Annotated in this window: 20 protein-coding genes; 11 read left to right on the forward strand and 9 right to left on the reverse strand. The window is 73.1% G+C overall.

The features are described 5' to 3' along the window. The first annotated feature begins 13 nt into the window (after positions 1 to 13). Together QC283_RS28510 and QC283_RS28515 are read left to right on the forward strand one after the other, a co-directional pair. Complete coding sequence (locus QC283_RS28510) at positions 14 to 772, forward strand: hypothetical protein (RefSeq protein ID WP_279564578.1); 759 nt, start codon at positions 14 to 16, stop codon at positions 770 to 772. After that, a complete protein-coding gene (locus QC283_RS28515; RefSeq protein WP_279564579.1) occupies positions 750 to 2369 on the forward strand; it encodes a hypothetical protein in 1620 nt (539 codons plus the stop codon). The genes QC283_RS28510 and QC283_RS28515 overlap by 23 nt, the downstream gene beginning before the upstream one ends. Before the next feature lie 160 nt (positions 2370 to 2529). Here QC283_RS28515 and QC283_RS28520 read toward each other — a convergent pair whose 3' ends face one another. Genes QC283_RS28520 through QC283_RS28530 form a run of 3 tightly spaced genes read right to left on the reverse strand, consistent with a single transcriptional unit; the run spans position 2530 to position 7603 of the window. Further along, positions 2530 to 3183: an RES family NAD+ phosphorylase gene (locus QC283_RS28520; protein ID WP_279564580.1), complete on the reverse strand. Its 654-nt coding sequence runs from the start codon at positions 3181 to 3183 to the stop codon at positions 2530 to 2532. After that, positions 3183 to 3821, reverse strand: a complete 639-nt coding sequence (locus QC283_RS28525; RefSeq protein WP_279564581.1) for a hypothetical protein — start codon at positions 3819 to 3821, stop codon at positions 3183 to 3185. The genes QC283_RS28520 and QC283_RS28525 overlap by 1 nt, the downstream gene beginning before the upstream one ends. Positions 3822 to 3865: 44 nt before the next feature. Further along, positions 3866 to 7603 (reverse strand): CHAT domain-containing protein, encoded by a 3738-nt coding sequence (locus QC283_RS28530; RefSeq protein WP_279564582.1) that lies wholly within the window; start codon positions 7601 to 7603, stop codon positions 3866 to 3868. Positions 7604 to 7841: 238 nt separating this feature from the next. On the opposite strand from QC283_RS28530, the gene QC283_RS28535 reads away from it, so the two are divergent. Beyond that, positions 7842 to 8219 (forward strand): hypothetical protein, encoded by a 378-nt coding sequence (locus QC283_RS28535; RefSeq protein WP_279564583.1) that lies wholly within the window; start codon positions 7842 to 7844, stop codon positions 8217 to 8219. Further along, a complete protein-coding gene (locus QC283_RS28540; protein WP_279564584.1) occupies positions 8216 to 8872 on the forward strand; it encodes a hypothetical protein in 657 nt (218 codons plus the stop codon). The genes QC283_RS28535 and QC283_RS28540 overlap by 4 nt, the downstream gene beginning before the upstream one ends. Before the next feature lie 211 nt (positions 8873 to 9083). Here QC283_RS28540 and QC283_RS28545 read toward each other — a convergent pair whose 3' ends face one another. The 3 genes from QC283_RS28545 to QC283_RS28555 form a co-directional block, all read right to left on the reverse strand. After that, positions 9084 to 10610 carry a multicopper oxidase family protein gene (locus QC283_RS28545; protein WP_279564585.1) on the reverse strand — a complete coding sequence of 509 codons (1527 nt, stop codon included), beginning with the start codon at positions 10608 to 10610 and terminating at the stop codon, positions 9084 to 9086. After that, the gene (locus tag QC283_RS28550) at positions 10607 to 11035 is read right to left on the reverse strand and encodes a hypothetical protein (protein ID WP_279564586.1); all 429 of its coding nucleotides are present in this window, start codon (positions 11033 to 11035) and stop codon (positions 10607 to 10609) included. The genes QC283_RS28545 and QC283_RS28550 overlap by 4 nt, the downstream gene beginning before the upstream one ends. Positions 11036 to 11100: 65 nt before the next feature. After that, entirely contained in the window at positions 11101 to 12231 is a 1131-nt protein-coding gene (locus tag QC283_RS28555; RefSeq protein WP_279564587.1) for an amidohydrolase family protein, read from the reverse strand. 88 nt (positions 12232 to 12319) lie between these two features. Between QC283_RS28555 and QC283_RS28560 the strand changes: the two genes are divergently transcribed. The 4 genes from QC283_RS28560 (at position 12320) to QC283_RS28575 (ending at position 16366) form a co-directional block, all read left to right on the forward strand. Next, entirely contained in the window at positions 12320 to 12844 is a 525-nt protein-coding gene (locus QC283_RS28560; RefSeq protein ID WP_279564588.1) for a MarR family winged helix-turn-helix transcriptional regulator, read from the forward strand. A gap of 288 nt (positions 12845 to 13132) precedes the next feature. Continuing rightward, on the forward strand, positions 13133 to 14248 hold the full coding sequence (rsgA, locus tag QC283_RS28565) for a ribosome small subunit-dependent GTPase A (protein WP_279564589.1): 1116 nt from the start codon (positions 13133 to 13135) through the stop codon (positions 14246 to 14248). 133 nt (positions 14249 to 14381) lie between these two features. Beyond that, on the forward strand, positions 14382 to 15833 hold the full coding sequence (locus QC283_RS28570) for a DNA-3-methyladenine glycosylase 2 family protein (RefSeq protein WP_279564633.1): 1452 nt from the start codon (positions 14382 to 14384) through the stop codon (positions 15831 to 15833). Then, positions 15830 to 16366, forward strand: coding sequence for a methylated-DNA--[protein]-cysteine S-methyltransferase (locus QC283_RS28575; RefSeq protein ID WP_279564590.1), 537 nt, complete (start codon positions 15830 to 15832; stop codon positions 16364 to 16366). The genes QC283_RS28570 and QC283_RS28575 overlap by 4 nt, the downstream gene beginning before the upstream one ends. Here the strand turns inward: QC283_RS28575 and QC283_RS28580 are convergent. Both QC283_RS28580 and QC283_RS28585 read right to left on the reverse strand, forming a co-directional pair. Next, positions 16329 to 16811 carry a DUF456 domain-containing protein gene (locus tag QC283_RS28580; protein WP_279564591.1) on the reverse strand — a complete coding sequence of 161 codons (483 nt, stop codon included), beginning with the start codon at positions 16809 to 16811 and terminating at the stop codon, positions 16329 to 16331. The two genes, QC283_RS28575 and QC283_RS28580, sit on opposite strands and share 38 nt — an antisense overlap. A 75-nt stretch (positions 16812 to 16886) precedes the next feature. Beyond that, positions 16887 to 17870: a helix-turn-helix transcriptional regulator gene (locus QC283_RS28585; RefSeq protein WP_279564634.1), complete on the reverse strand. Its 984-nt coding sequence runs from the start codon at positions 17868 to 17870 to the stop codon at positions 16887 to 16889. Between the two features lie 299 nt (positions 17871 to 18169). On the opposite strand from QC283_RS28585, the gene QC283_RS28590 reads away from it, so the two are divergent. From QC283_RS28590 to QC283_RS28600, 3 genes are all read left to right on the forward strand, one after another. Further along, positions 18170 to 19891 carry a protein phosphatase 2C domain-containing protein gene (locus tag QC283_RS28590; protein ID WP_279564592.1) on the forward strand — a complete coding sequence of 574 codons (1722 nt, stop codon included), beginning with the start codon at positions 18170 to 18172 and terminating at the stop codon, positions 19889 to 19891. Positions 19892 to 19919: 28 nt separating this feature from the next. Beyond that, positions 19920 to 21662: a pyruvate dehydrogenase gene (locus QC283_RS28595; RefSeq protein WP_279564593.1), complete on the forward strand. Its 1743-nt coding sequence runs from the start codon at positions 19920 to 19922 to the stop codon at positions 21660 to 21662. A 209-nt stretch (positions 21663 to 21871) separates the two neighbouring features. Then, a complete protein-coding gene (locus tag QC283_RS28600; RefSeq protein WP_279564594.1) occupies positions 21872 to 22258 on the forward strand; it encodes an ATP-binding protein in 387 nt (128 codons plus the stop codon). Positions 22259 to 22391: 133 nt separating this feature from the next. Here the strand turns inward: QC283_RS28600 and QC283_RS28605 are convergent, their stop codons facing one another. Then, positions 22392 to 23447 (reverse strand): DUF2637 domain-containing protein, encoded by a 1056-nt coding sequence (locus QC283_RS28605; protein WP_279564595.1) that lies wholly within the window; start codon positions 23445 to 23447, stop codon positions 22392 to 22394. Between the last annotated feature and the right edge of the window lie 109 nt (positions 23448 to 23556).

Here is a 23556-nt window from a genome sequence, read left to right on the forward strand (position 1 = left end):
AAGGAAGGTCACCGTGCACTCCTCAGCACTTGTGCGGCCCCGGCCACCCCGCAGGGGCCGGCCGCTCGCCCTGATACCGGCGGCCGCCCTGGTCGCCGCCCTGGCCTCCTGCACCTCGCAGTCCGAGGCGCTCACCACACCCTGCGGAGTGGTCGTCGACGGTTCGGGCTCGGCGGCCGCGACGAAGAACGGCTTCGACGCGGAGGCGAAGCTGAAGGACGAACTGCTGCCGTTCCTCAAGGAACAGAAGTGCGGCACCGTCGACTTCGCCCCCATCACGTACACCTCCCAGATCTCCTCCTGCAAGGTGGACCGGGTCGACCTCGACCCGCCGCACGACGAGACGACGGATCAGGAGAGCCAGCGGCGCGAGGCCCGCGCCGGCGCCGCCGGCCAGGCGCTCAAGGAACTGGAGTGCGCCATGAAGGAGCGCCCCGGCTCCGACGTGTGGGGCGCGCTGGACCGCATCGCCTCGGTGATGCCCTCGGACGGCCCGAAGGCCAAGCTGCTCGTGGTGAGCGACTTCGAGCAGTCCGACCCCGAGTTCTCGATCGGCGACGCCGACCTCACGACCGAGGCCGGGCGCGACAAGGCCATCTCCTCCCTGGTCAAGGGGCGCGGTCTGCCCGCCATCAACGGGATGGACGTCTATCCCGTCGGCTTCGGCATGAAGTACGGCGACCGGGCCAGCGAGTTCGAGGGGTTCGAGGCGTTCTGGATGGAGGTCCTGGAAGAAAGGGCGAAGGCCGATGTCCACAACGAATACCGGTGAGCCGCGCCGCCAGCGGCGCGGCCGGCTGAGCCTGCCGGCACCCCGCAGGGCGGACGGGCAGCGCGGTGTCCGCGCCCGCGGCGGCGTGCCCGTAGCGCGGTACGACGGTTCCGCCGTCCTCGACGACCGGGCCGAGCGGCAACTGCTGCGGGCCGCGGGCGCCATGGGCCGCAAGGCGGCCAAGCGGAAGGTGCTGGACCCCTGGGTCCTGCGGGGCGAGGGCCGGCCCGCCTACTTCGCCGAACTCGCCTCCGTGCGGGACCGGGTGATCGGGCGGATCAGTGAACAGGCGGGGCTCACCGAGGAGCGGGAGAAGCTCCTCGACGCCCGAGCCGTGTCCGAGGTGACCAAGTGCACCGCCGACACCCTGCTGATCGACCAACGCCTGCGCGAGGCCGCGGCGCAGATCGACACCGCCAAGGACCAACTGGACATCCTCGCCCGGCGCACCAATCGCTGGAACCGCTTCCGGGACGCCATCCGCGCCAGGCTGGAAGCCCGGTGGATGGAGCAGACCTTCCCCGCCGTACCGACGCCCCGCCGCGCGGGCGACGGCGCCGACGGTGATGGTGAGGGCCGGTCGCCGGAGTCGCCGGCGGCCGTCCCCGCGCAGGCGCGGCAGACCCGTACCGACGAGGAACCGGACATCCTCCAGCCGGTGCCCAGCACGGGCGAGGCGCCCCGGCCCGCCGACGGTGACGGTGACGGTGACGGCGGCCCGGCACCGGTGCGAGTGCCGCACCTCGGGGCGCGGACCGCGGTCGGGGACATCACCGCCGACGCGTGGGAGGGACTGGCCAAACGGCCCGGCCTGCCCGGCTGGATGACCTGGGCGACGCTCCTGGCGATCGTGCTGGTGGAGGCACCCATCTACTGGGCGGCGTTCCAGCCGTTCCACGGGGTGGGCAGCGTCAACGCCGACACCCAGACCATCACGCTGGCCGCGGCCGCCGCGTTCGTCATGGTCCTGCTGCCCCACCTCGCCGGACGCATGCTGCGCTGGCGTGCCACGACCGGGGCCGTCCGCACCTCGTGGCTGCCGTCCCTCACCCTGCTGGGGGTGTGGGTGGCGCTGACCGTCCTGTTCGGCGTCCTGCGCGCCAAGTTCGTGACGCAGAGCGAGGGCGAGACCGACCTGCCGCCGGAGGCCGAGGGCTTCGCCGGCGCGGACACCGGTACGACCGCCACCCTGCTGGACCGCCTGGACCTGGCGCCCCAGACGGTCACCGCGATGTTCTGCGCCCTCCTGCTGCTGTCCGGCGGGATCGGCTTCCTCCTGGGGCTCTTCCGCGAACACCCCTTCCTCGACGCCTACCGGACGGCGCTGGAACGCCGGGCCGCGCTCCTGCGGCGCCGCGAGGAGAGCGTCGCGGCGACGGAGCGGGCACGGGCCGCGCAGAGCACGGCCGAGGCCCGCGGGGAGGACCGCCGGCAGGCGACGGAGCAGCGGATCCGCGCCGTGCACGCGCTCTACGACGCGGCGGCGGCGGCCTATCTCAACGGCCTGGTCAACGAATCCGGCGACGCCGCGGTGACGGAGGCGGCCATGAAACTGGCCGACACCTGGCCGCTGCTGCCGACCACCGCCCGGCGCTGACCGAGGGCGCTTCCGGCCTCCGGCCCCAGAGCATCGTCGGGGCCGGGAGCCGGGAGCCGGGAGCCGGGAGCCGGGAGCCGGGAGCCGGGAGCCGGGAGCGGGGAGCGGGATCGGGAGCGGGATCGAGGCTGAGTCGACGGCCGGTCGGAACTCCGGCCGGTCAGAACTCCGGCTCCGAGATCACCGCCCGCAGCGGGCCCAGCAGTCGGTTGACCTCCGTCAGGCCGGCGGGGGAGTCCAACCGGTAGCACTCCTCCGGCCGGGACGCGAAAAGCGGCTCGGGACACCGGTCGCCGAACAGATGCAGGGCCCGCCGCGGCATGCAGCGCTTGGACGTCCAGTACAGCCCCTGCGCCTCCGGGCTGTGCTCCCGTATCAGCCGGACCCAGTACCGGGTCTGCGCGTACTCCATGCTGGTCACCAGCCAGTCGTCCTGCCACACCGCCGCCAGGCCCTCCGCGGTGGTGAGGTCGACCAGCGTCACGTCCGAGACCGTACGGACCGCCGAGAGCAGGTACCGGGAGGCCTGCGCCCACGGCACCTGCCGGACGGCCGCCCGGTCGTCGAACTCCACGGACCTGAGCAGCACCTCCGCGAGCGCCGTCACCGGGTCGAGCGCGGCGTACAGGTACGGGTAAGGATCCTTGTCCGTGGGGTCGAACCGGCTTCCCTTGAAGTACTCGTGCGCCGTGCGCGGGTTGTACTGCCCCACGCCGTACTGGGTCTCGTGACAGCGCCAGAGCAGGGATCCCGCCGTGAGCTCGGTGAACACCGGCTCCATCGGCATGCCCTCGGGAGGAATCTGGCCGCCCATCAGTGTGCCTCCACCAGTTCGGCGGCGGCCGCCACCAAGTCCTCGTCGGGGAGGGTGCCGAGCAGCTCCGCCGGAACCCCGCGCAGCCACGCGTTGCCGCCCAGCCACCAGTCGGCGGCGCCCCAGGGGTCCCGGTCGGCCCGCAGCAGCTCGTTGATCCGCCGCACGACCGGCAGCGGTTCCGCCGTGCCCGGCCGGAACTGGAAACGTGGATAACGCGGCCCGCTGCCCGGATCGTTGAGCCGGATCACCCCGGGCGGCTCCGGCCCGCCGTCCGGCACCCGGGCCAGCAGGCCCGCGTGCTCCCGCGGCGACAGGGCCGGGGCGGCGAGCAGACGTGTACGGGCGGCGCGCCGCAACTCGTCCGGCCCGGCCGGAGCTTCGCCAAGGAGACCGATGAGGTCCGCCACGAGCGCGGCGGACGGGACGGACGGGACGCCGGGGGCCTCGGCCGCGTACCGCCGACCGTCGAGATGCTCCGCGACGGGATGGCCGGGCGGGAGCACGGCCAGTGCGCGCATCAGCCGGCGCAGCGCGCGGGCCGCGCCCGGCACCCGGCCGGCGACGGCCTCGTCGTACAGCAGGCGCAGCGCCGAGACGACCTTCTGACGGGCCTCCTCGTCGAGTTCGCCGGACAACAGGCGGGCGTTCTCCTTCAGTGACAGGAGCAGGTCGGTCGGGTTTACCTGGATCCCCCCTGGGCGGTCTCGGGCGGTGCGGCCGGGGCGGGATTGCCCTGGTGGACGAAGGCGGCCCAGGTCTCGGGCCGGTCGCGGAAGTCCTGGCGGAGCCGGTAGCCGGAGACGTCCGCCAGTCCGGTCACCGCGGGGCGCAGATCCGGCGGGGTGATCATCCAGCGCTGCGCGGCCCGCAGGGCGTCCGGCGGCGCGAGTCCTGCCGCGAGCCGGTCGTGCAGGACCAGCATGAGGATCTCGGAGCTGCCGTCGGGGACCCGCCACCGGGAGCCGATGGCGTCGGCCGCGAGCCGGTGGACCAGGACCGAGGTCACCGTCAGGGCCTCGTCGTGGTCGCGGGTGGTGAGGTCCGTCTCGCACGCGCTGCACACCACCAGCGGACCCCGTGTCCGCGGTGAGGCGTCGCCGGACGGGGTGTCCAGCAGGGTGCTGAGCGTGAGGTCGGCGCTGACGGCCCCGTCCGCCGCGGCCGCCGCGGGCGGGGCCAGCCGCAGCGCGGAGGCGGTCGGGTCCGGCCCGGCCAGCCCGTGGCAGGCGAGGTGCACCAGCGAGGCGGGGGCGCCGTCCCGCGCGCCCAGCAGCCCCAGCACCGTCTCCGGAGTGGGGGTGGTGCCGTACGACTCGGTGAAGTGCCCGGCGTCCGGGTAGTACCGCTCCTGGAGGACCTCGACTTCCTCCTCCGCCCACATCAGGTCGTGCCCGTGGAAGACCAGGGCGGGCCGCTCGGCCGGGCGCATCCGCCGCCGTGCCGACGCACGGAGGAACTCACGCCCCGAGGCCGCGTGCGAGACCACCGCGACCTCGCACAGCCGCACCGGATCTGGGCCGCCGGCGCCGGCCGGCGGTCGCAGCACGGCCGCCTGCCACGGCACCACGCCCAGCTCGCCGCAGGGCACCAGCACCAGCCGTACGGCGGCCTCGGACGCGCTTTCCGAGGCGGTGGAGGAGTGTGTGTCCTCGGAGTCCACCGGGTGTCGGACGAGCCCGGATTCGCGCAGGGCCCGCCCCCACAGGCCGAGGCGGTCCAGGACCGGACCCACCACACCACCGGCCCAGTCGCACAGCGCGGTGAGCGCCGCCGACCACGCCCGGTCCGCCCGGTCGAGTTCCTGGGGCGACACCTCGCCGTCGGCCGACTCCAGCCGCTGCCGGGCCGCCCCGGCCGCCAGGAAGTCCGTCACCGGGGCCCGGCCGGCCACGGACAGTTCGGGCGACCGGACCACGCCGACCGGCCCGTCCGGGGTGACGAGAAGCAGCGCGCCGTCCTCGGCCCCCGAACCCGGCAGCAGATGGACCAGGGCGTCGACCCCGGACCGCGCCAGACCGGCGCGCAGGGCGGCCACCGTCTCGGCCGACGGTTCGTCGGCCGGCCGCTCCCGGCCGCGCAGCAGGGCCAGCGACTCGCGCCGCAGGTCGCCCGGGAGCGCGGGCCCGCCGGATGATCCGGACAGCAGCTCGTCGAGCGCGGAGCGGGCCACCCCGCCGGCGGCCGGGACCTCGCCCACCGGCGCGGTGGTCCGCCAGCGTTCCGCGAGTTCCGGCGCGCCCAGCGCGGCCAGCCGGTCGGCGACGCCCAAGGACACCGCGGCGGCCCGGAGCACCAGCGAGCGGCCGGCCTCCAGACAGCCGACCGCCTCCTCCGGGTCCCCGATCCGCAGCGCCCACAGGGCCGCCGTACGTCCCCGGTCGGCGTCCTGCCGGGCCATCCGCAGGCCGTGGCGCACCCCCGCCTGCAACAGCACGTCGTCCGCCGTGGCCCGCAGCGCGTCCCGCGCGGCGCCCACGGCGGCACGCAGGTCCTCGGTGGCCTCGGGCGTACCGGGCCGGGCGCCCGCCCGGGCGGCCAGGGTCTCCGCCAGCGACCCGTGCACGGAGGCGTTGCCCGGGGCGTCCGGCCGCAGCGCCGACCGGGCCAGCCGCAGCTCCGCCACGGCCTCGTCCAGGGCGGCCGGGTCACCGGTGAGCTCGTACAGCGTTCCCAGGGCGAGGGCGAGCACCCTCCGTACGCGGGACTCGAAGTCGAAGGTCACTCCCGGGCCTTCAAGAGTGGACCGGGTGCGCTCGATCCCCACGGCGAGGCGGCCGGGGTCCTTGTCCAGCTGCGCGGTGAGCGCCAGCAGAGGTGCCCAGGAGGCGTCCAGCAGTTTCCGCAGGGCGGGGATCTCCACCGACTCCGTCATGACCTGCTCGAAGTGGTGCACGGCCGTGCGGACGTCCTCCGTCGTCCTGCTGCGCAGCGCCATCGCCAGGTACGCCGAGCCGAGCAGGAACGAGTACCCCACCGTCACCCACTCCTCCGCGCCGGCGAGCGAGTCCTCCATCTCCTGGAGGTCGAGCAGCACGGACTCGACGGCGTCGCCGTCACCGCTGTCCAACGCCTGGGTCAGGGCGATCTGCAGCCGTGCGATCCGGCCGCACGCGCGCAGGCTGATCGCCAGTCTGCCGCTCTGGGGAGCGTCGGCCCGCTCGAGGTCGCGCAGAATGGCGTCGGCCAGGTCCTCGTCCTGGAGGCTGCCTCCGGTCATGGAGGCGCCGGCGAGCATGCCGGCCATGACACCCGGCAGCCAGTCGGCGAGCTGGCCCGCGTCGAACTCCTCGGCCACGAAGGCCTCGTGCACGAGTTTCAGCCCGGCGTTCATGCCGGTCATGTCGCCGGTGCGGGTGGCCTGGGCGATGTGGGACATGGCCGCGATCATCCGGGCGGACAGCGTGGGGCGGCCCGGCCCGGCGTCCTCGCGGCCCGCCAGGACGTCGATGAGCTTGGGCACCTCCGCGGGGTCCAGTGTTCCGGGGTCCTGTACCTCGGTCAGGGCCAGGAGCTCCCACAAGGCGTCCAAGCCGCCCTCCGGGTCCGTGGCCTGTTCCTCCACGTCCGCCGGGGAGTCGTCGGGCAGCACCGACAGCAGGGTGGGCAGCACGGAGTTCAGCATCCGAGGCAGGAAGGAGCCCTCGTACCGGCCGGACCGCATCAGCCGCTCGGCCGAGGCGATCACACCGTGCATGTCGTTGCGCCGCATCGCCTCCGTGGCGGTGTTCAGGAGGAGGAGATGTTCCCGCTGCTCGGAACTCAGGTTCACCGAGTCGTTCGCCAGAAGCAGTTGGACCAGCAGATGGAAGTCCTCCGGGATACCGGAGCCGCCTTGTGTCTCGGGTCTGCCGATCTCCATGGCCATGCGCACGTCGTCGAGGCGGAGGCCGTCCGTGGTGTCGACCCCCGCCTGACGCACCGTCGCGTCCAGCCGCACCAGCCGGGACCCCAGCAGGCGTACGAGATCGCGGCGCGCGGTGTCACGGCCCGCCGCGTCGAGCAGCTCCGACTCGCGCGCCTCCTGGAGCAGTTCGCGTGCCCGGAGGCGGTCCTCGGGCCGCTGTCCGAGGACGAACCGCGTGGCGACCAGTGTCCCGAGCCGTGCCCTGAGCCGGGCCCGGAGCGTCTCCCGACCGGGCGTCTCGCCCGACTCGTCGACGAGCAGGGCGACCTCGTCGACGCGGGCGTCCAGCTCCGGGCCGCTCGGACCGCTGTGCTCGTCGGCACGGAAGGGGACGACACAGTCCGCCGTCCCGGCCAGGACGGAGTCGGCCCGTGCGGAGACGCCGGCCGGTGAGTCGGCCGGTGAGTCGGCCGAGTGGCGCGGAGCGTGAGCGTCATGCGAGGCGTGGTGCGAGGTGTGATGCGAGGTGTGGTGCAAGGCGTCGAGCGAGGCATCGTGCGAGGCGTCGTCCATCCAGCTCTCCCTCCCGTACTCATCATGCCCGTTGACGCCTTCAGGCACGGCCGGTTGGCGAGAGGCGCCCGCCGGGCGACCGGAGATCGACCGCTTCCCGCCCGGTAGCCGACCACTCTCCGTCCCAACCGGGCGTTTACCGGTCGAGGCCCGCCAACGCGGCACGTCCCGTGGTGTCCTGGCCAGGACATCGGGCCAACGGCGTCCGACAAGCAGGTGGTGGTGCGAGGAGGCACACATGACGGACACGGACGCGCACACGGGCACCGACCCGTCCGGTCCCGCCCGGCCGGGTTCGGCCGCGACCGGGTCACCGGTGGGCGCCGCCCGGGAGCCCGTCGCGTACCGGGAGACGACGCGGTCCGACTACGCGGCGACGTACGCGGAGGCCCTGGACGTCGTGCCGGTCAACCAGGAGACGGTGGTGCTCAGCGGGCGGTGCCCGCGGTGCGGGTGCGCGTGCACCTACCTCCACGTCCGTCGCGCGTACCGAGGGCCGTCGCACCGCGCGGACGGCATCCCGGTCATCTGCACCTGCGAGACCGCGCATCCCGGCCGCCCGGCGGACGAGACCGGCTGCGGCGCCTACTGGAACGTACGGCTGGAGCAGAGGTGACGACCGGCCGGCGCGTCGTGCCCGGGCCCCCGGCGACGCCCGCGGACCGAGAGGCGGCCCGCCGGACCCTGGACCTGCTGGCCGCCGAACTGCCCCGCGTCCGGGAGGCCGCGTACGCCTGGCGGCACGGACTGGCCGGCCTCTTCGTCGGACTGCTCGGCTTCGGCCTGATCAAGGGGCGTACCGACGTCAGCAAACTCGCCGCGCCCTACGGAGCGTTGGTCGGCGGAACGCTCCTGCTCTCCCTGGTGTGCGGCACGGCCGGCGCCCTCCTGCTGCTGCGCGCGGCCCACGGCGCGCCCGTCATGGTCTCCCTCGCGTCGGACACCACAGCGGCCGCCGCCCGGCTCCGGGCGGGAGAGCACGTGGAGACGCTGCGCGCCGTGCGGGCGCTGCGACTGGGCGTGCTGCTGACCCTTGTCTGCGGCGCGGCGCTGGTGGGAGCGGTCGCGCTCACGTGGTACGGCCCGGTCCAGGAGGGACCGAGGCTGCTGGTACGGACCTCCTCGGCCGCCCACTGCGGGCAGTCCCTGCGGGTCACCGACGGCGGACTGGTACTCAAGACGGACACGGGCGAGGTGACGGTGCGTCTGGCGGACATCGTCTCCCTGGGCCCCGTCGACGCCTGCCCGGCAGCCGGGGCCGCTCCGTAAGCACCACATGAGTCACCAGCCTCGTTCACGCCTTCCTGTTGAGGCGTCACCGACATCCGCCTGGCCTGCTTGCCCCGCCGACGATCACTGGACGGCTGGGCCGACCAGTGCCGCTTCCGCTCCATCCTGCTCCTGATGGAGCAGCTGTGAGACCGAGGCACCCAGGGGCGGTCCCTGACGGGCTGTCGGTGGGCGGGGAGCCGGGCGTATCTCAGTTGTGGTGTGCGTGTTCTTCGGGAGTGGGGAGTTGTGGGGGCCGGCCCATCCTCTGCCCAGGCCCCAGGACCACGAACTGGCCCATCATTCCCTGGTCCTCGTGGTACAGCATGTGGCAGTGGAACATGTACGGGGTTTTCGGGTCCGAGTGGTCGGTGAAGCGCATGATGAGGCGCATCGCCGTACCGGGAGGCAGGAGGACCGTGTCCTTCCACCCGGACAGTCCCGGGTGCGGCTGCTGTCCATTGACCGACAGGACCTGGAACTGGACGTCGTGTACATGAAAGCTGTGCAGGGTGCCGTCGCCGCTGTGTACCTCCCAGATCTCAGCGGTGTCCTTGCGCACGACGGCATCGATGCGGTCCATCCGCATCTGCCTGCCGTTGATCCGGTGCTCGGCCAGTTCGAACGACCGGGTCCTGGTGGCCGAGGCCGCCGCGATCCGGGGGACGTGCGCGAGCCGCGCCGGGACGCGGGGTGAGGTGGCCAGCGTGGACGCCGCCCGCAGTTGGAGTACGTCGAAGCGGTCGGATCCGCCGTCCCGCTGGACGAAGCCGCTGCCGGTGGCCGGGGAGTCGCTGCGCAGCACCAGGCGTTCACCGGCTCTGACCTCGACCACGATCTCGGCGCGCTCGCCCGGCGAGAGTTGTACCCGGTCGGTGGTATGGGGGGCCGGCAGCAGTCCGCCGTCGGAGGCGATCTGTTGGAACCTGCGGTCGTCGGCGAAGTGGAAGTTGTAGACGCGTGCGTTGGAGCCGTTCAGCAGACGCAGGCGTATCCTCTCGGTGAAGACCTCCAGGTAGGGCCCGTGTACACCGTTGACCAGCAGTTCGTCACCGAGGAAGCCGGTGGTGCCCGCCATTTGCTCGTTCAGGTCCAGTCGGCCGTCGACGAACCGCCGGTCCTGAACGATGACCGGAATGTCGTCGACGCCGTATTGGTGGGGAAGCGATCCGGCCGCGTCGTCATCGTCGATGAGGAACATGCCGGCCACACCGCGGTAGAGGTGTTGGGCGGTCTTTCCGTGCGGGTGCGGGTGGTACCAGAGCGAGGCGGCGGGCTGGTCGATCGTCCAGGTCGGCGACCAGGTAGCTCCCTGCTCGATCATCTGGTGCGGTCCGCCGTCCATCGTGGGCGGCAGGTGCATGCCGTGCCAGTGCAGCGAGGTCGCCTCGTTCACGTCGTTGGCCACATTGAACAGCACGGTCTCACCGCGCTTGGCGCGCAGTGTCGGGCCGAGGTAGTCGCCGTTGACTCCCCAGGTCGGCGACCGCCTGCCCGCGATGAACTCCTTTCTTCCCTCGCGGATTCCCAGTTCGAAGACCCGTCTCCCCTCGCCGTCGATCCGGGACGGGGCGAGCGGGGGTGCCTGGACCCGGTTGGCGAAGGTGACCTTGCCCACCGTGTCGATCTCCTTGCCGACGACGGCCGCTTTCAGAGCAGGCAGCCCCAGGCCGAGGGCGGGCAGCACCACGGCCGATCCCCCGAGGAGCCGTAGTGTCCGCCGTCTCGTGAAGGTCATGACGCCTCACCGTCTCGGGCCGGCCGGTCGCCGTTCCAGGCCTGGATCAGCAGCATGGTGCTCGCGCCGAACATCAACACCCCGATCGGGACATGGAGTTCCCGTACGCGGGCGTAGCCGAGCGCCATCTGGACCAGCGTGAACAGCAGCATGGGAATGCTCTTGAGGATCAGACGGGGCGAGCCGCCGCCCGGCCGCCAGGCCAGGATCGCGACGCCGAGGTTGAGCAGCACGCAGAGCAGTACGGCTCCCGCCAGCATGCTGTGTACCGCCCGGCCGTCGGGGACGGAGGCGAGCAGGAGTCCGGCCGTGACCGCCTGTACCAGAATCGTGAGCGACTGCAAGGTGAGCGTGATGCGCATCAGCCGCTGGAACGAGCGACGCCCGGCGCGGGGCGGGGATTTGAGTATGGGCTGTACGGACATGAAGGTGCTCCAGGGAGACATGGAGGGTGTGTCGGGGCGCTGCGGCGGGCCAAGGACCGGTGCCGCTAGCTGGATCGCCGGATACCGCGCTGCCGGATGCCTCGGCGCCAGACGTCGGCGACCGCGCGGACGGCGGTGATGTCCCGGGTCGGGTCGCCGTCGACGAGGAGCAGGTCGGCGCGGAGGCCGGGGGAGACGCGGCCGCGGTCGGGCAGTCCGAAGTGCCGGGCGGTGACGCTGGTGCCGGCGGCCAGTGCCTCGAGCGGGGAGAGACCGGCGTGGACCAGCAGTTCCAGCTCGCGGTGCAGGCCGTCGCCGTTGCGGGGCGCGAAGGGGTTGGCGTCGGTGCCGGCCAGCAGCGGTACGCCTGCCCGGCGCAGCACGCCGGCCACGTGGGCGGCACCCGCGAGGCGGTCCGGGCTCTCGCCGCCGATGGACTCGAAATAGGCGAGCGTGCTCACCACGAAAACACCCTGGTCGGCGAGCCTGGCTGCCAGGGCGTCCGCGGCCGGGTCACCCGATGGGGTGTCGGCCCAGACATGGGCCAGACCGTCGACGCCCGCGTCCAACGCGAGCGCGGTCTCCCTGGCGGTGCACGCGTGCGCGATGGTCTTCAGCCCAGCGGTGCGGGCCGCGTCGACCAGGGCGGTCGCGATGTTCCGCCCGAGGGCGGGCACCGGTGTCCCGGCCAGCGCCCCGTCGTCGATCACGACCTTCAGGTAGTCGCTGCCCTCGGCCACCCGAGCCGCGACGAAAGACTCGGCCTGGGCGGGCTCGGTGATCGTCTCGAACGCTCCGGCCGCGTCCTGCGGGTTGTCCAGCATGGTGGCTGTCGCCGCCATGACTCCCGTCGGATGGCCACCCGGTGCAGTGGCGAGGACCCCGGCACTGCGGAGGTCCGCGACGTCATCGCGCTCGGCGGCCAGTTTGCGCTGGCGCCGCAGGTTCGACGGCAGGCAGAACATGTCCAGTTCAGTGGTCACGCCGTAGGTCAGCGCCCGCGCGAGGCTGCCGTCGAAGGTGTGCGTGTGCGCGTCGATCAGCCCCGGGAGCAGGGTCTTGCCCGCGCCGTCGAGTTCGACGTCCGCGCTGCGGCCGTCCGGTTCGGCGATGCTGTCGCCGTCGATGAGGACATCGGCGCTCGCGACGGCCCGCACACCGTCGAAGACGCGCACATCACGGATGAGAGTTCGCACAGGGGTCTCCTCGAATCCTTCGCTCGAAGATAGTTCACTAGATGACAGTACTCTAGCGAACTATCGTCCGGTGAATAGACTCCGTGGCATGAGCGAAGGTGATGCGAACGCGATGGACGGAATCGTCGAGGACTGGCGACGGGAGCGGCCGGATCTGGAGGTGTCCGCGCTGGCGACCATCGGTCGGCTGGCGTTCGTCGCCGAGAACGTCATCGGCCCAGTGGGGGAACGCGCCGTAGGGCGGCACGGCATCGGCAAGGGCGACTTCGACGTCCTTGCGACGCTACGGCGCATCGGCGCCCCGTACACCCTGAGCCCTTCCGCTCTCTCCGCCGAGCTGATGATGTCGCGAGCGGGGATGACGAAGAGGCTGGACCGCCTGGAGAAAGCCGGGTTGGTGGAACGCACCCTCGATGCCGGTGACCGCCGCAGCTTCCGGATCACCCTCACCGCAGAGGGCCGCCGTGTCGCAGACGCCGCTCTCACCGACCTCGCGGCCGACCTTTCGGCCCTGGCCTCCGAACTCACCGACACCGAGCACGCCGGCCTCGACCAAGCGCTCCAGGCCCTGATGCGAGCCGGGCGGGGCCTGCCGCACAAGCGCAAGGCGTGAACGGAGGGAACAGGTGAGGTCCTGACTCACTGTGGTCGCGTACCTGTCCCGGCGTTAATCGGTGGTGCCTCGCCCTGGGTGGGGCTACGGTTCTGTTCAGCGGTTCTCTGGGGGACGGTGTCAGTTCGTCGAGAAGAAGCAGGAGGTGAGGACGTTGATGACTGTCACGGTGACGGGCACGGCCCGCATTCAGGAGTTCATCGTTCCCGCCCCTGTGGTCTCCGGCTGACACCCACTCGACTTCCGCGCAGAGCGCGCCGCCGGGGCCACCCTTCGAAGGGTCTCCCCTTGTTCAACGCTTCACTCAACACGTCCTCCCCTTCCGACGCCCAGCAGGTCCTCGCCCCCTACGGCTGGGACGAGGAGTGGGCCGACGCGTTCGCTCCCCACGCCGCCGAAGGGCTGCTGCCCGGCCGGGTCGTCCGCGTCGACCGCGGGCAGTGCGACGTCGTCACCGCCGGCGGAGTCCTGCGGGCCGACACCGCCTTCGTCACCCCGCACGACCCGCTGCGCGTCGTCTGCACCGGCGACTGGGTCGCCGTCGAACCGGACGGCAACCCGCGCTACGTGCGCACGTACCTGCCCCGCCGTACGGCGTTCGTGCGCTCCACCTCCTCCAAGCGGTCCGAGGGACAGATCCTCGCGGCCAACGTCGACCACGCGATCGTCGCCGTGTCGCTCGCGGCCGAACTCGAACTGGCCCGCGTCGAAAGGTTCCTCGCACTCGCGTGGGAGTCCGGGGCGCAGCCCCTGGTCGTGCTCACCAAGGCCGACCTCGTCCCCGACCCGGTGACCCTGGCGCACCTCGTCCAGGACGTGGAGACGGCCGCGCCCGGCGTGCCGGTGCTGTCCGTCAGCGCCGAGCAGGGGGAGGGGCTCGACGTCCTCGCCGCCGTCGTCGCCGGCGGTACGGCGGTGCTGCTCGGGCAGTCCGGCGCGGGCAAGTCCACCCTCGCCAACGCACTGCTCGGCGAGGACACCATGGACGTACAGGCCGTCCGCGACGTCGACGGCAAGGGCCGGCACACCACCACCACCCGCAACCTCCTCGCGATGCCCGGCGGGGGAGTACTGATCGACACCCCCGGACTGCGGGGCGTCGGGCTCTGGGACGCGAGCACCGGGGTCGGGCAGGTGTTCGCCGAGATCGAGGAGCTGGCCCGGGGCTGCCGGTTCCACGACTGCGCCCACGAGAGCGAGCCCGGCTGCGCCGTCGTCGTCGCCATCGACACCGGTGAGCTGTCCGTACGGCGGCTGGAGAGCTACCGCAAGCTCATGCGGGAGAACCAGCGCATCATCGCCAAGACCGACGCCCGGATGCGGGCCGAGCTGCGGAAGGAGTGGAAGCGCAGGGGCGCCATCGGCAAGGCGGCGATGGAGGCCAAGCGGGGCCGCGTGCGGTAGCGGCAGCCCTCTCCCTCCCCTCTCCTCTCCTCCCTCCCGGCCGGCCACCGACGCGACCTCCGTCACGGCCACCGACGCGATGTCCGATTTCCGCCAGCCCGGTGTCCCGGCCTGGCGGAGACTGGACAGCGTGATGGAGCACGTGAGGGAGAGAGCGCGGCACGAGGCGGCTGAGCAGCCGCACAAGCGGCACGAGGACAGCAGGTACGAGGCCGTGCGCAGCCGGGACGCCCGGTTCGACGGCGCGTTCTTCTTCGCCGTCGAGACGACCGGCATCTACTGCCGGCCCAGCTGCCCGGCGGTCACGCCGAAGCGGCGCAACGTGCGGTTCTTCGCGACGGCCGCCGCCGCGCAGGGCTCGGGCTTCCGGGCCTGCCGACGGTGCCGTCCGGACGCCGTGCCCGGCTCGGCGGACTGGAACGTCCGTGCCGACGTCGTCGGCAGGGCGATGCGGCTGATCGGCGACGGCGTCGTCGACCGCGAGGGCGTCGCCGGACTCGCCGGCCGGCTCGGCTACAGCGCCCGCCAGGTGCAGCGGCAACTCACCGCCGAGCTCGGCGCCGGACCCGTGGCCCTGGCCCGCGCACAGCGGGCGCACACCGCGCGCGTCCTGCTGCAGACCACCGGCCTCCCGGTCACCGAGATCGCGTTCGCGGCGGGGTTCGCCAGCGTGCGGCAGTTCAACGACACGATCCGGGCCGTCTACGCGGCCACCCCGAGCGCGCTGCGCGCCGCCGCTCCCGCCCGCGACCGGGTGGCAGCCCGGCGGGCCGCCACCCCGTCCGCCGGAATCCCGCTGCGGCTCGCCCACCGAGGCCCCTACCAGCCCGGGCCCGTCTTCGACCTGCTCCAGCGGGAGGCCGTGACGGGCGTCGAGGAGGTGAGCGGACCGCCGGGCCGCCGCGTCTACCGGCGCACCCTGCGCCTGCCGTACGGCACCGGAATCGTCGCCGTCGACGAGCGGCCGGGCGCCCCGCGCACCAGCGGCGGCGGCTGGCTCGACGCCCGCCTCCACCTCAGCGACCTCCGCGACCTGACCACCTCCGTCCAGCGGCTGCGGCGACTGTTCGACCTCGACGCCGACCCGTACGCCGTCGACGAGCGGCTCGGCGCCGACCCCCGGCTCGCCCCGCTGGTCGCCGCCCGCCCCGGGCTGCGCTCGCCGGGCACCGCCGACCCCGACGAACTCGCCGTCCGGGCCCTGGCCGGGCGGACGGAGGCCGAGCGGCTGGTGCGGCGGTACGGCAAGAGGCTGGACACGCCGTGCGGCGCCCTCACCCACCTCTTCCCCGAACCGGCCGTCCTCGCCGGGGCCGAACCGGACGGCACCCTGGGCGCACTCACCGCCGCCCTCGCCGACGGCGCGGTACGACTGGACCCGGGCGCCGACCGGGAGGACGCCGAGCGCGCACTGCTCGCCGTGCCCGGCCTGGACGCCCGTACGGCCGCCGTCGTCCGCACCCGCGCCCTCGGCGACCCGGACGTCGCCCCGCCCGGACCGGCCGTGCCCGACACCTGGCGCCCCTGGCGCTCGTACGCCCTGAACCACCTGCGCGCAGCGGGAGAACGGGAGCAGCACCGATGACGACCACTATCACGACCACGACGTACTGGACCGAGACCGACAGCCCCGTCGGCCGGCTGCTCCTCACCGCGGGACCGGACGGCGCGCTCACCTCGCTCTCCGTGCCCGGGCAGAAGGGCGGCCGGAGCGTCCAGGACGGCTGGCGGCACGACGCCGGCCCCTTCCGGGCGGCCGAGGAGCAGCTCGCCGCCTACTTCGCCGGTGAGCTGACGGAGTTCCGGCTGCCGCTGCGCGCCGAGGGCACCGCCTTCCGGGAACGCGTGTGGGACGCCCTGGACGCCGTGCCCTACGGGGCGACCACCACGTACGGCGAGATCGCCGCGCGCATCGGGGCCTCCCGCCCCGCGGTACGCGCCGTCGGCGGCGCGATCGGGGCCAACCCGCTGCTGATCCTGCGCCCCTGCCACCGGGTGATCGGCGCGGACGGCTCCCTGACCGGATACGCCGGCGGCCTGGAACGCAAGACACGGCTCCTTGCCCTGGAGGGCGCTGTGCCTAGCCGGCCAGCACCGCCCCCAGCCACGCCCCGGTGATCAGCAGGCAGGCGAACAACTCCGTCAGCACACTGGAGCCGCCCGCGCGCATCACCGTGCGCAGCGCCGCCATCGCCTCGCCGTGCCGGCCGAGCCGCAGCCGCTCGGCGAGGTAGATGCCGCCGAGGAAGCCGGGGATCGCCCCGAGTACGGGGAGCAGGACGAAGCCGAGGAAGGCGCCCGCGCCCGCGTACGCCGTGACGCGGCTGGCGGCGTCGTCCCCGCGCAGGCGACGGGGTGGCAGCGACCAGCGCACCGCCCGGGACAGCAGCAGGACGATCGTGGCGCCGACGAGCACGGCCCACGCGAGTGGCCGCGGATCCTTCAGGGCCCACCACAGCACCCCGGCCCACACCAGCCACGATCCGGGCATGCCGGGCAGCAGGACGCCGCACAGCCCGAGCAGAACGACCAGGCCGGCCAGCAGGAGGTCCCACGCTCCCATCTGTCCAGGGTGCCGGAGTCGGGCGCGGTCCGCAGATGGCCGGGCGAAGGAGGGACGCGGTGGCTGGGGGCCGGGTCAGGGTGTGCGGGCCACCCAGTCCCGCTCGTACGCGTGCCAGCCCAGCTGGAGCCGGGTCGTGACCCCGGTCAGTTCCATCAGGCGCTTCACCCGGCGCTGCACGGTCCGCAGACCCAGGTCGAGCTGCTTGGCGACGCTCGCGTCGGTGAGGCCGGCCAGCAGCAGGGAGAGGATCTCCAGGTCGGTGCCGTCGGGTCCGTCCGGGTCGTGTTCGCTCACGCCGGACGCGCCGAGCCGTAGCGGCAGCGCACCCCGCCACACCGACTCGAACAGCCCCGACAGCAGCTCCAGCAGGCCGCTGGCGTGTACGACCAGCGCGGCCGGCTCGGAGGAGCGCGCGGTGAGCGGCACCAGGGCGAGGGCCCGGTCGGCGACCACCAGCTTGGTGGGCACCTGGTCCACCACCCGCACCTGCTCGTCGCGGCCCAGCGCGGCGGTCAGCTCCGTGATGCCGTTCGGCTGGTCCAGTACCGACCGCTCGACCACCACCCGGTAGCGGACCCCGCGTCCGATGGCCTGTTCCTCCGCGTCGTTCTCCATGCCGGTGACGGCGACCGGATTGTCGGTGACCAGCGCGCACACCTCCTCGCTCGCCCCCAACTGGAGCTGGAGGAAACGCTGGGCGACGGCCGCGGCGCCGGTCACCACCTCCACCAGGTCGTGCACGGCGGGCTCGGCCGCCGCCGCCCGGTACTCCTCGGCCAGCAGCGCCGCCGCCAGCTCAGCCTTCTCCAGCTCGTGCCGCTGCTGGGTCAGCAGCGCGCCCAGCGCCACCCCCGGCGGCGCGGCGACCCAGCGGCCGGGCCGGGCCGAGGACTGGGCCGCGAGCCCGTTCTGCTCCAGTCGGCGCAGCGCCCGCTCGGTGGCCGGCTCGCCGAGCGCCAGCCGCCGGGCGAGATCGGGCACGTCCGCCGCGCCCACGGACACCAACGCCCGGTACGCCGACTCGTGCGTGTCCTCCAGCCCCAGCACTCCCAGCACTCCCAGCATCAGGTGTCGTCCCTCCCCGAGACCAAGCTCCTCATCACCCGCGCGCGACCGTCCGTGGCGGGAAACGGCCACGGCGGAAACCCGCCTTCGGACATCATCGCCGTACCGCTGGTCACTCTGCCAATGTGGCGTCGCCGGGCGGTTCTCCCGTGGGGGGTGGGACCGCTCGGCCACCCCACGTCGCAGCACTGTTCGACGCGTCACCCGACACGCCGTCCGGCGCGCGCCGGTGCGCCGGATTTTCCGGATGCCCCGTTTTCATACGGCGCCCTCGGTGGACAATCAGGAGCATGAGTCAGCAGGGGGGAAGGCCCACCGGTCATGACGACGACTGGTGGGGGCAGTTGTACGACGACTCCACCGACGACACCGGTCCCACGGCCGCGCCGGATTCCCTGGACGACCGCTTCGCCTCGGCAGCGGGGACGGTGGCCGGCCGGCCGGGCCAGGACCCGGACGAGGAGCCGCGACCGCCGCAACCACCTCCGGCCGATGACCACCCCCCTTGGTGGGCGGCGGATCCCCCCGCCGTCCCCGCTCCCCGTACCGCACGGCCGACACGCCCACCGGACGCCGAAGAAGGCCTCCCAGGCAGCGATTCTCCGCATTCTCCGCGGTCCCCGCTGTTTCCCGGCCAGCCCCGGGCGGGGGTTCCTTGGGAACCGCCGCACGAGCAGCAACCCGGCCCCGTACATCCCGTAGACCCAGTAGACCCCGCGCCCCCGCCCCTGCCGTCAGCGCTGCCGCCGCTTCCGCCCTCGCCACCGCCCGGGTTCCGGCAGGGCCCGCACGACCGCACCACCTCCGGGACCGGACCCGCCGATCTCACAGAGCCCCCCGCCACGCCCCTCCCGGCCCCCCGGTCGGCTCCCGGCGCACCACCGCCCCCGCCCAGGATCACCCCCCACCTGCCCCCGCTTCCGCCACCGTTCCTTCCCTCGCAGCCGCCGCGGCCCCTGCCCCCACAGGCCCAGGACGGCACCGGCGAGACCGGCGAGGCCTCACCCTTCGCGCGCGACTACGTCGGTTCCGGACCGCCCACCTACGACGCCGAGCCCACCGCGCTGCCGCCCGCCGACCCGGACGGGCTCGACGGGCTGGTGGCGGACACCGTGCTGGACGGCGCCCGGTACGGAACCTGCACCCTGCGGGCCGTGTCCGTGCGGGGAGACTCCGCGCGGTACCGGGGCGACCCGCGCCGCGACGCGCTGCTCGTCGCCCGGTTCGGCGCGGCGGAGCAGGCACTCGTCCTGGTGGCGATGGCCACCGGTGCCCGCGCGACCGCCGGGGCGCACCGCGCCGCCGCCGAGGTGTGCCAGTGGATCGGCCGGGCCGTGGGCCGCAGCCACGCCCGGCTGGCCGAGGATCTGCGAGCCGCCCGGCGCGGCGACCTCAAGTCCGGCCTGCACCGACTCACCGACCGCAGCCTCGGCAGGTTGCGCGCCGGCGCCGCCGAGCAGGGCCTCGCCCCGGACGAGTACGCGGCCACCCTGCGCTGCCTGCTGCTGCCCGCCGATCCCGAGTGCCGTACACGGGTGTTCTTCGGCGTCGGCCCGGGCGGACTGCTCCGGCTGCGGAACGGCACCTGGCAGGACATGGAACCGAGCGCCGGCGCCGTCACGGGCGAGCCCGTCGTCGGCTTCGGCTCACCACCGATCGGACGGCCGAGCGAGACGGCGGGCGCCCCGTCGAGCGAGGTGCCCGGGGACGACCGGCTCACCATGGACCTCGGCATCACCACATCCCCCGGCCCGTACGACGAACGGCTCGCCGAGCCACCTCGCGAGCCGTTCCGCTTCCGCGCCTCCGTAGCCCACCCGGGTGATGTGCTCCTGATGTGCACCGCGGGTCTCGCCGAACCGCTGCTGAGCGAGCCCGACCTGGGCGAACTCCTCGCGCGGCGATGGGCCGGCCGCACCCCGCCCGGCCTCGCCGAATTCCTCGCCGACAGCCGCGTCCGGGTCAAGGGCTACGCCGACGACCGTACGGCCGCCGCCGTCTGGGAGGCGTGACGGCGCCCGCTGTGCCATAGCTGGATCCATGGCCAAACAGAACGTCGCGGAACAGTTCGTCGACATCCTCACCCGCGCCGGCGTCAAACGCCTCTACGGAGTCGTCGGCGACAGCCTCAACCCGGTCGTGGACGCCGTGCGCCGCCACTCCGGCATCGACTGGGTGCACGTGAGGCACGAGGAGACCGCCGCCTTCGCCGCCGGGGCGGAGGCCCAGATCACCGGGAAGCTGACCGCGTGCGCCGGCTCCTGCGGCCCCGGCAACCTCCACCTCATCAACGGCCTCTACGACGCCCACCGCTCCATGGCCCCCGTCCTCGCCCTCGCCTCGCAGATCCCGTCCAGCGAGATCGGCCTCGGGTTCTTCCAGGAGACCCACCCCGACCGGCTGTTCCGCGAGTGCAGCCACTACAGCGAGCTGATCTCCAGCCCCAAGCAGATGCCCAGGCTGCTCCAGACGGCCATCCAGCACGCCGTCGGCCAGGGCGGTGTCAGCGTCGTCTCCCTGCCCGGCGACATCGCCGACGAACCCGCGCCGGAGAAGGCCGCCGAGACCGCCCTGGTCACCTCCCGGCCCACCGTCCGCCCGGGCGACGAGGAGATCGACCGGCTGGTGCGGCTGATCGACGACGCCGACACGGTCACCCTGTTCTGCGGCGCCGGCACGGCGGGCGCGCACGCCGAGGTCATGGAGTTCGCCGGGAAGATCAAGTCCCCGGTGGGGCACGCCCTGCGCGGCAAGGAATGGATCCAGTACGACAATCCGTACGACGTGGGGATGAGTGGACTGCTCGGCTACGGCGCGGCCTACGAGGCCACCAACGAGTGCGACCTGCTGATCCTGCTCGGCACGGACTTCCCGTACAACGCCTTCCTGCCCGACGACGTGAAGATCGCCCAGATCGACGTCCGGCCCGAGCACCTGGGCCGGCGTTCCAAACTGGACCTCGCGGTGTGGGGCGACGCGAAGGAGACGCTGCGCTGCCTGATCCCGCGGGTGAGGGAGAAGAAGAGCCGCCGCTTCCTCGACCGGATGCTGAAGAAGCACGCCGACGCGCTGGAGGGCGTGGTCAAGGCGTACACCCGCAAGGTCGACAAGCACGTCCCGATCCACCCCGAGTACGTGGCGGCCGTGCTGGACGAGGTCGCCGACGACGACGCGGTCTTCACCGTGGACACCGGCATGTGCAACGTCTGGGCCGCCCGCTACGTCTCGCCCAACGGGCGGCGGCGCATCATCGGCTCGTTCTCGCACGGCTCGATGGCGAACGCGCTGCCGATGGCGATCGGCGCCCAGTTCACCGACCGGCGCAGGCAGGTCGTCTCCATGTCGGGCGACGGCGGTTTCACCATGCTGATGGGCGACTTCCTCACCCTCGTCCAGCACGACCTGCCGGTGAAGGTCGTCCTCTTCAACAACTCCTCGCTCGGCATGGTCGAGCTGGAGATGCTGGTCGCGGGCCTGCCCTCGCACGGCGTGGCCAACGTCAACCCGGACTTCGCCGCCGTGGCCGAGGCCTGTGGCGCGTTCGGCACGCGGGTGGAGAAGCCCAAGGAGCTCGCCGGGGCGCTGAAGGCCGCGTTCAAGCACAAGGGGCCGGCCCTCGTCGACGTCGTCACCGACCCCAACGCCCTGTCCATCCCGCCGAAGATCAGCGCCGACATGGTCACCGGCTTCGCCCTCTCCGCCTCGAAGATCGTCCTGGACGGCGGCGTCGGACGCATGCTCCAGATGGCCCGCTCGAATCTCCGCAACGTGCCGCGGCCCTAGGGCCGGGGCCTGTCCGGCGATTCCTGGGGTTCGCACGGCGGGAACCGGCCACTTCGGCCGTTCCGGTGGCCGAACAACCGGTCGTCGAGCATCGACATGACTGCCCGGGGTCCGGCCGGGCAAGGATTCCCCCGTGAACGTGTTCGAGGGGATTCGAGTAGAAGGGAACGGCCATCGGCACCAGGACGGGGGACAGGAAGAGGCGGGCGGTGCCACAGCTCAGGTGCAGACTCGCCCAGGCGGACCTGCGGGCCGTGCCCGAGGCGCGCCGGGCGCTGCGTGACCTGCTGCGGCACTGGGGCAGGCCCGGACGGTCGGAGATCGCGGAGTTGCTCACCAGCGAACTGGTCACCAACGCGCTGGTCCACACGGACGACGACGCGGTCCTGACCGCGACGGTCGGTCCGGACGGACTGCGCGTCGAGGTACGGGACTTCGTCGGCGGGCTGCCCGGGCCGAGGGCCCCCGAGCCGGAGGAGAGCACGAACGGCAGGGGACTGGTCCTGGTGCAGTCCCTCGCCGACGCGTGGGGCGTACGGCCGCACGGCGTGGGCAAGTCGGTCTGGTTCCGACTGGACGCCGCCGGGGCTGCGTGAAGGGCAAGGGGGCGTGACACGCGGTCACGCCCCGTTGCCCGGGTGGTGGCTGCTTCCTGCGGCGACCACCGGCCCGGGTGACGGTTCCCGATGCCCGATGCCCGATGCCCGATGACCGCCACCGTGGGCCGTCCTAGCCGAACTGCTGCTCCAGGTCCTTGAGTTTGCGCTCCAGGGAGTCCAGGCGTGGCAGGGCCTGGGTGTCGTCCTCCGCGGTCAGGTCGACGGTGACCTGGTCAGCTTCGCGGCGTACGGGCTGCAGGGAGGGACGCCGTCCCGAGGGCAGGGGCTCCGGGGAGGATATGGCAGGCTCCGCGGCGGCGCGTTCGGTGCCCCGTTCCATCTGCTGCACCTCGATCTCGACCGGCCGGCCGCCGCCGCGTCCGGGAAAACCCCGAGGGCCGTGACCCCGGCTGATCGCCTTCAGCTGCGCCCGCTCCAGGCGTTCGTGCTCGCGCCGCCGCAGCTTCTTCTCTTCCTTCTGCCGCCTCTCGTCGCGCACCTCGTCGACCGCCTCGTCGAGGCTGCGCACGCCCTCCAGGAGCATCAGCGACCAGGCGCGGTACGTCTCCCGTGGCGCCCGCAGCCAGCGGACCATACGGATCTGCGGCAGCGGACGCGGCACCAGGCCCTGCTCGCGCAGGGCGGCCCGGCGGGTCTGCTTCAGAGCCCGGTCGAACAGCACCGCCGCCGACAGGGACATGCCCGCGAAGAAGTGCGGGGCACCCGCGTGACCCATGCCGCGGGGCGCGTGCACCCAGTTGAACCAGGCGGCCGCGAACGCGAAGGTCCACACGAGTATGCGGGAGCCGAGCGCCGCGTCACCGTGGCTGGCCTCGCGCACCGCGAGGACGGAGCAGAACATGGCCGCCCCGTCGAGTCCGAACGGGACCAGGTACTGCCAGCCGTCGCTCAGGCCGAGGTTCTGCTCGCCGAAGCCGACCAGACCGTGGAAGGAGAGCGCCGCGGCGACCGCGGCGCAGCAGAAGAGCAGAACATAGGAGACGCTGCCGTAGAGGGCCTCCTTGCGCCTGCGGCGCTCCTCCATGCGCTCCCACGAGTCGTCCGCGCCCGCGTCCTTCCCCGAGGAGCGCTTGCCGCGCGCGAGCACCGCCACCGCCGCCAGCATGCCCAGGAGCAGCACGGCGCCCGGAAGCAGCCAGTTCAGCGATATGTCGGTCAATCTCATCTAGGGGTCCCTCGCATTGGGATGGGGCGTAACGAGCGCCATGGTGGCCCAAACCCGGTGTCCCCCAAGGGGTTTCGGGGCAAGAGGCAGCCAAGAGGGTGCGAGGGGA

The sequence above is a fragment of the Streptomyces sp. DH41 genome, assembly GCF_029813785.1.
GTDB lineage: Bacteria > Actinomycetota > Actinomycetes > Streptomycetales > Streptomycetaceae > Streptomyces.

Bases quoted from the DNA above. Each gene is read 5' to 3' on its own strand.
- QC283_RS28590 (WP_279564592.1), top strand. From the start codon at position 18,170: ATGAGTCAGCAGGGGGGAAGGCCCACCGGTCATGACGACGACTGGTGG.
- QC283_RS28560 (WP_279564588.1), top strand. From the start codon at position 12,320: ATGAGCGAAGGTGATGCGAACGCGATGGACGGAATCGTCGAGGACTGG.
- QC283_RS28545 (WP_279564585.1), bottom strand. From the start codon at position 10,610: ATGACCTTCACGAGACGGCGGACACTACGGCTCCTCGGGGGATCGGCC.
- QC283_RS28520 (WP_279564580.1), bottom strand. From the start codon at position 3,183: ATGGGCGGCCAGATTCCTCCCGAGGGCATGCCGATGGAGCCGGTGTTC.
- QC283_RS28550 (WP_279564586.1), bottom strand. From the start codon at position 11,035: ATGTCCGTACAGCCCATACTCAAATCCCCGCCCCGCGCCGGGCGTCGC.
- QC283_RS28575 (WP_279564590.1), top strand. From the start codon at position 15,830: ATGACGACCACTATCACGACCACGACGTACTGGACCGAGACCGACAGC.
- QC283_RS28605 (WP_279564595.1), bottom strand. From the start codon at position 23,447: ATGAGATTGACCGACATATCGCTGAACTGGCTGCTTCCGGGCGCCGTG.
- QC283_RS28530 (WP_279564582.1), bottom strand. From the start codon at position 7,603: ATGGACGACGCCTCGCACGATGCCTCGCTCGACGCCTTGCACCACACC.
- QC283_RS28595 (WP_279564593.1), top strand. From the start codon at position 19,920: ATGGCCAAACAGAACGTCGCGGAACAGTTCGTCGACATCCTCACCCGC.
- QC283_RS28580 (WP_279564591.1), bottom strand. From the start codon at position 16,811: ATGGGAGCGTGGGACCTCCTGCTGGCCGGCCTGGTCGTTCTGCTCGGG.
- QC283_RS28535 (WP_279564583.1), top strand. From the start codon at position 7,842: ATGACGGACACGGACGCGCACACGGGCACCGACCCGTCCGGTCCCGCC.
- QC283_RS28570 (WP_279564633.1), top strand. From the start codon at position 14,382: ATGGAGCACGTGAGGGAGAGAGCGCGGCACGAGGCGGCTGAGCAGCCG.
- QC283_RS28515 (WP_279564579.1), top strand. From the start codon at position 750: ATGTCCACAACGAATACCGGTGAGCCGCGCCGCCAGCGGCGCGGCCGG.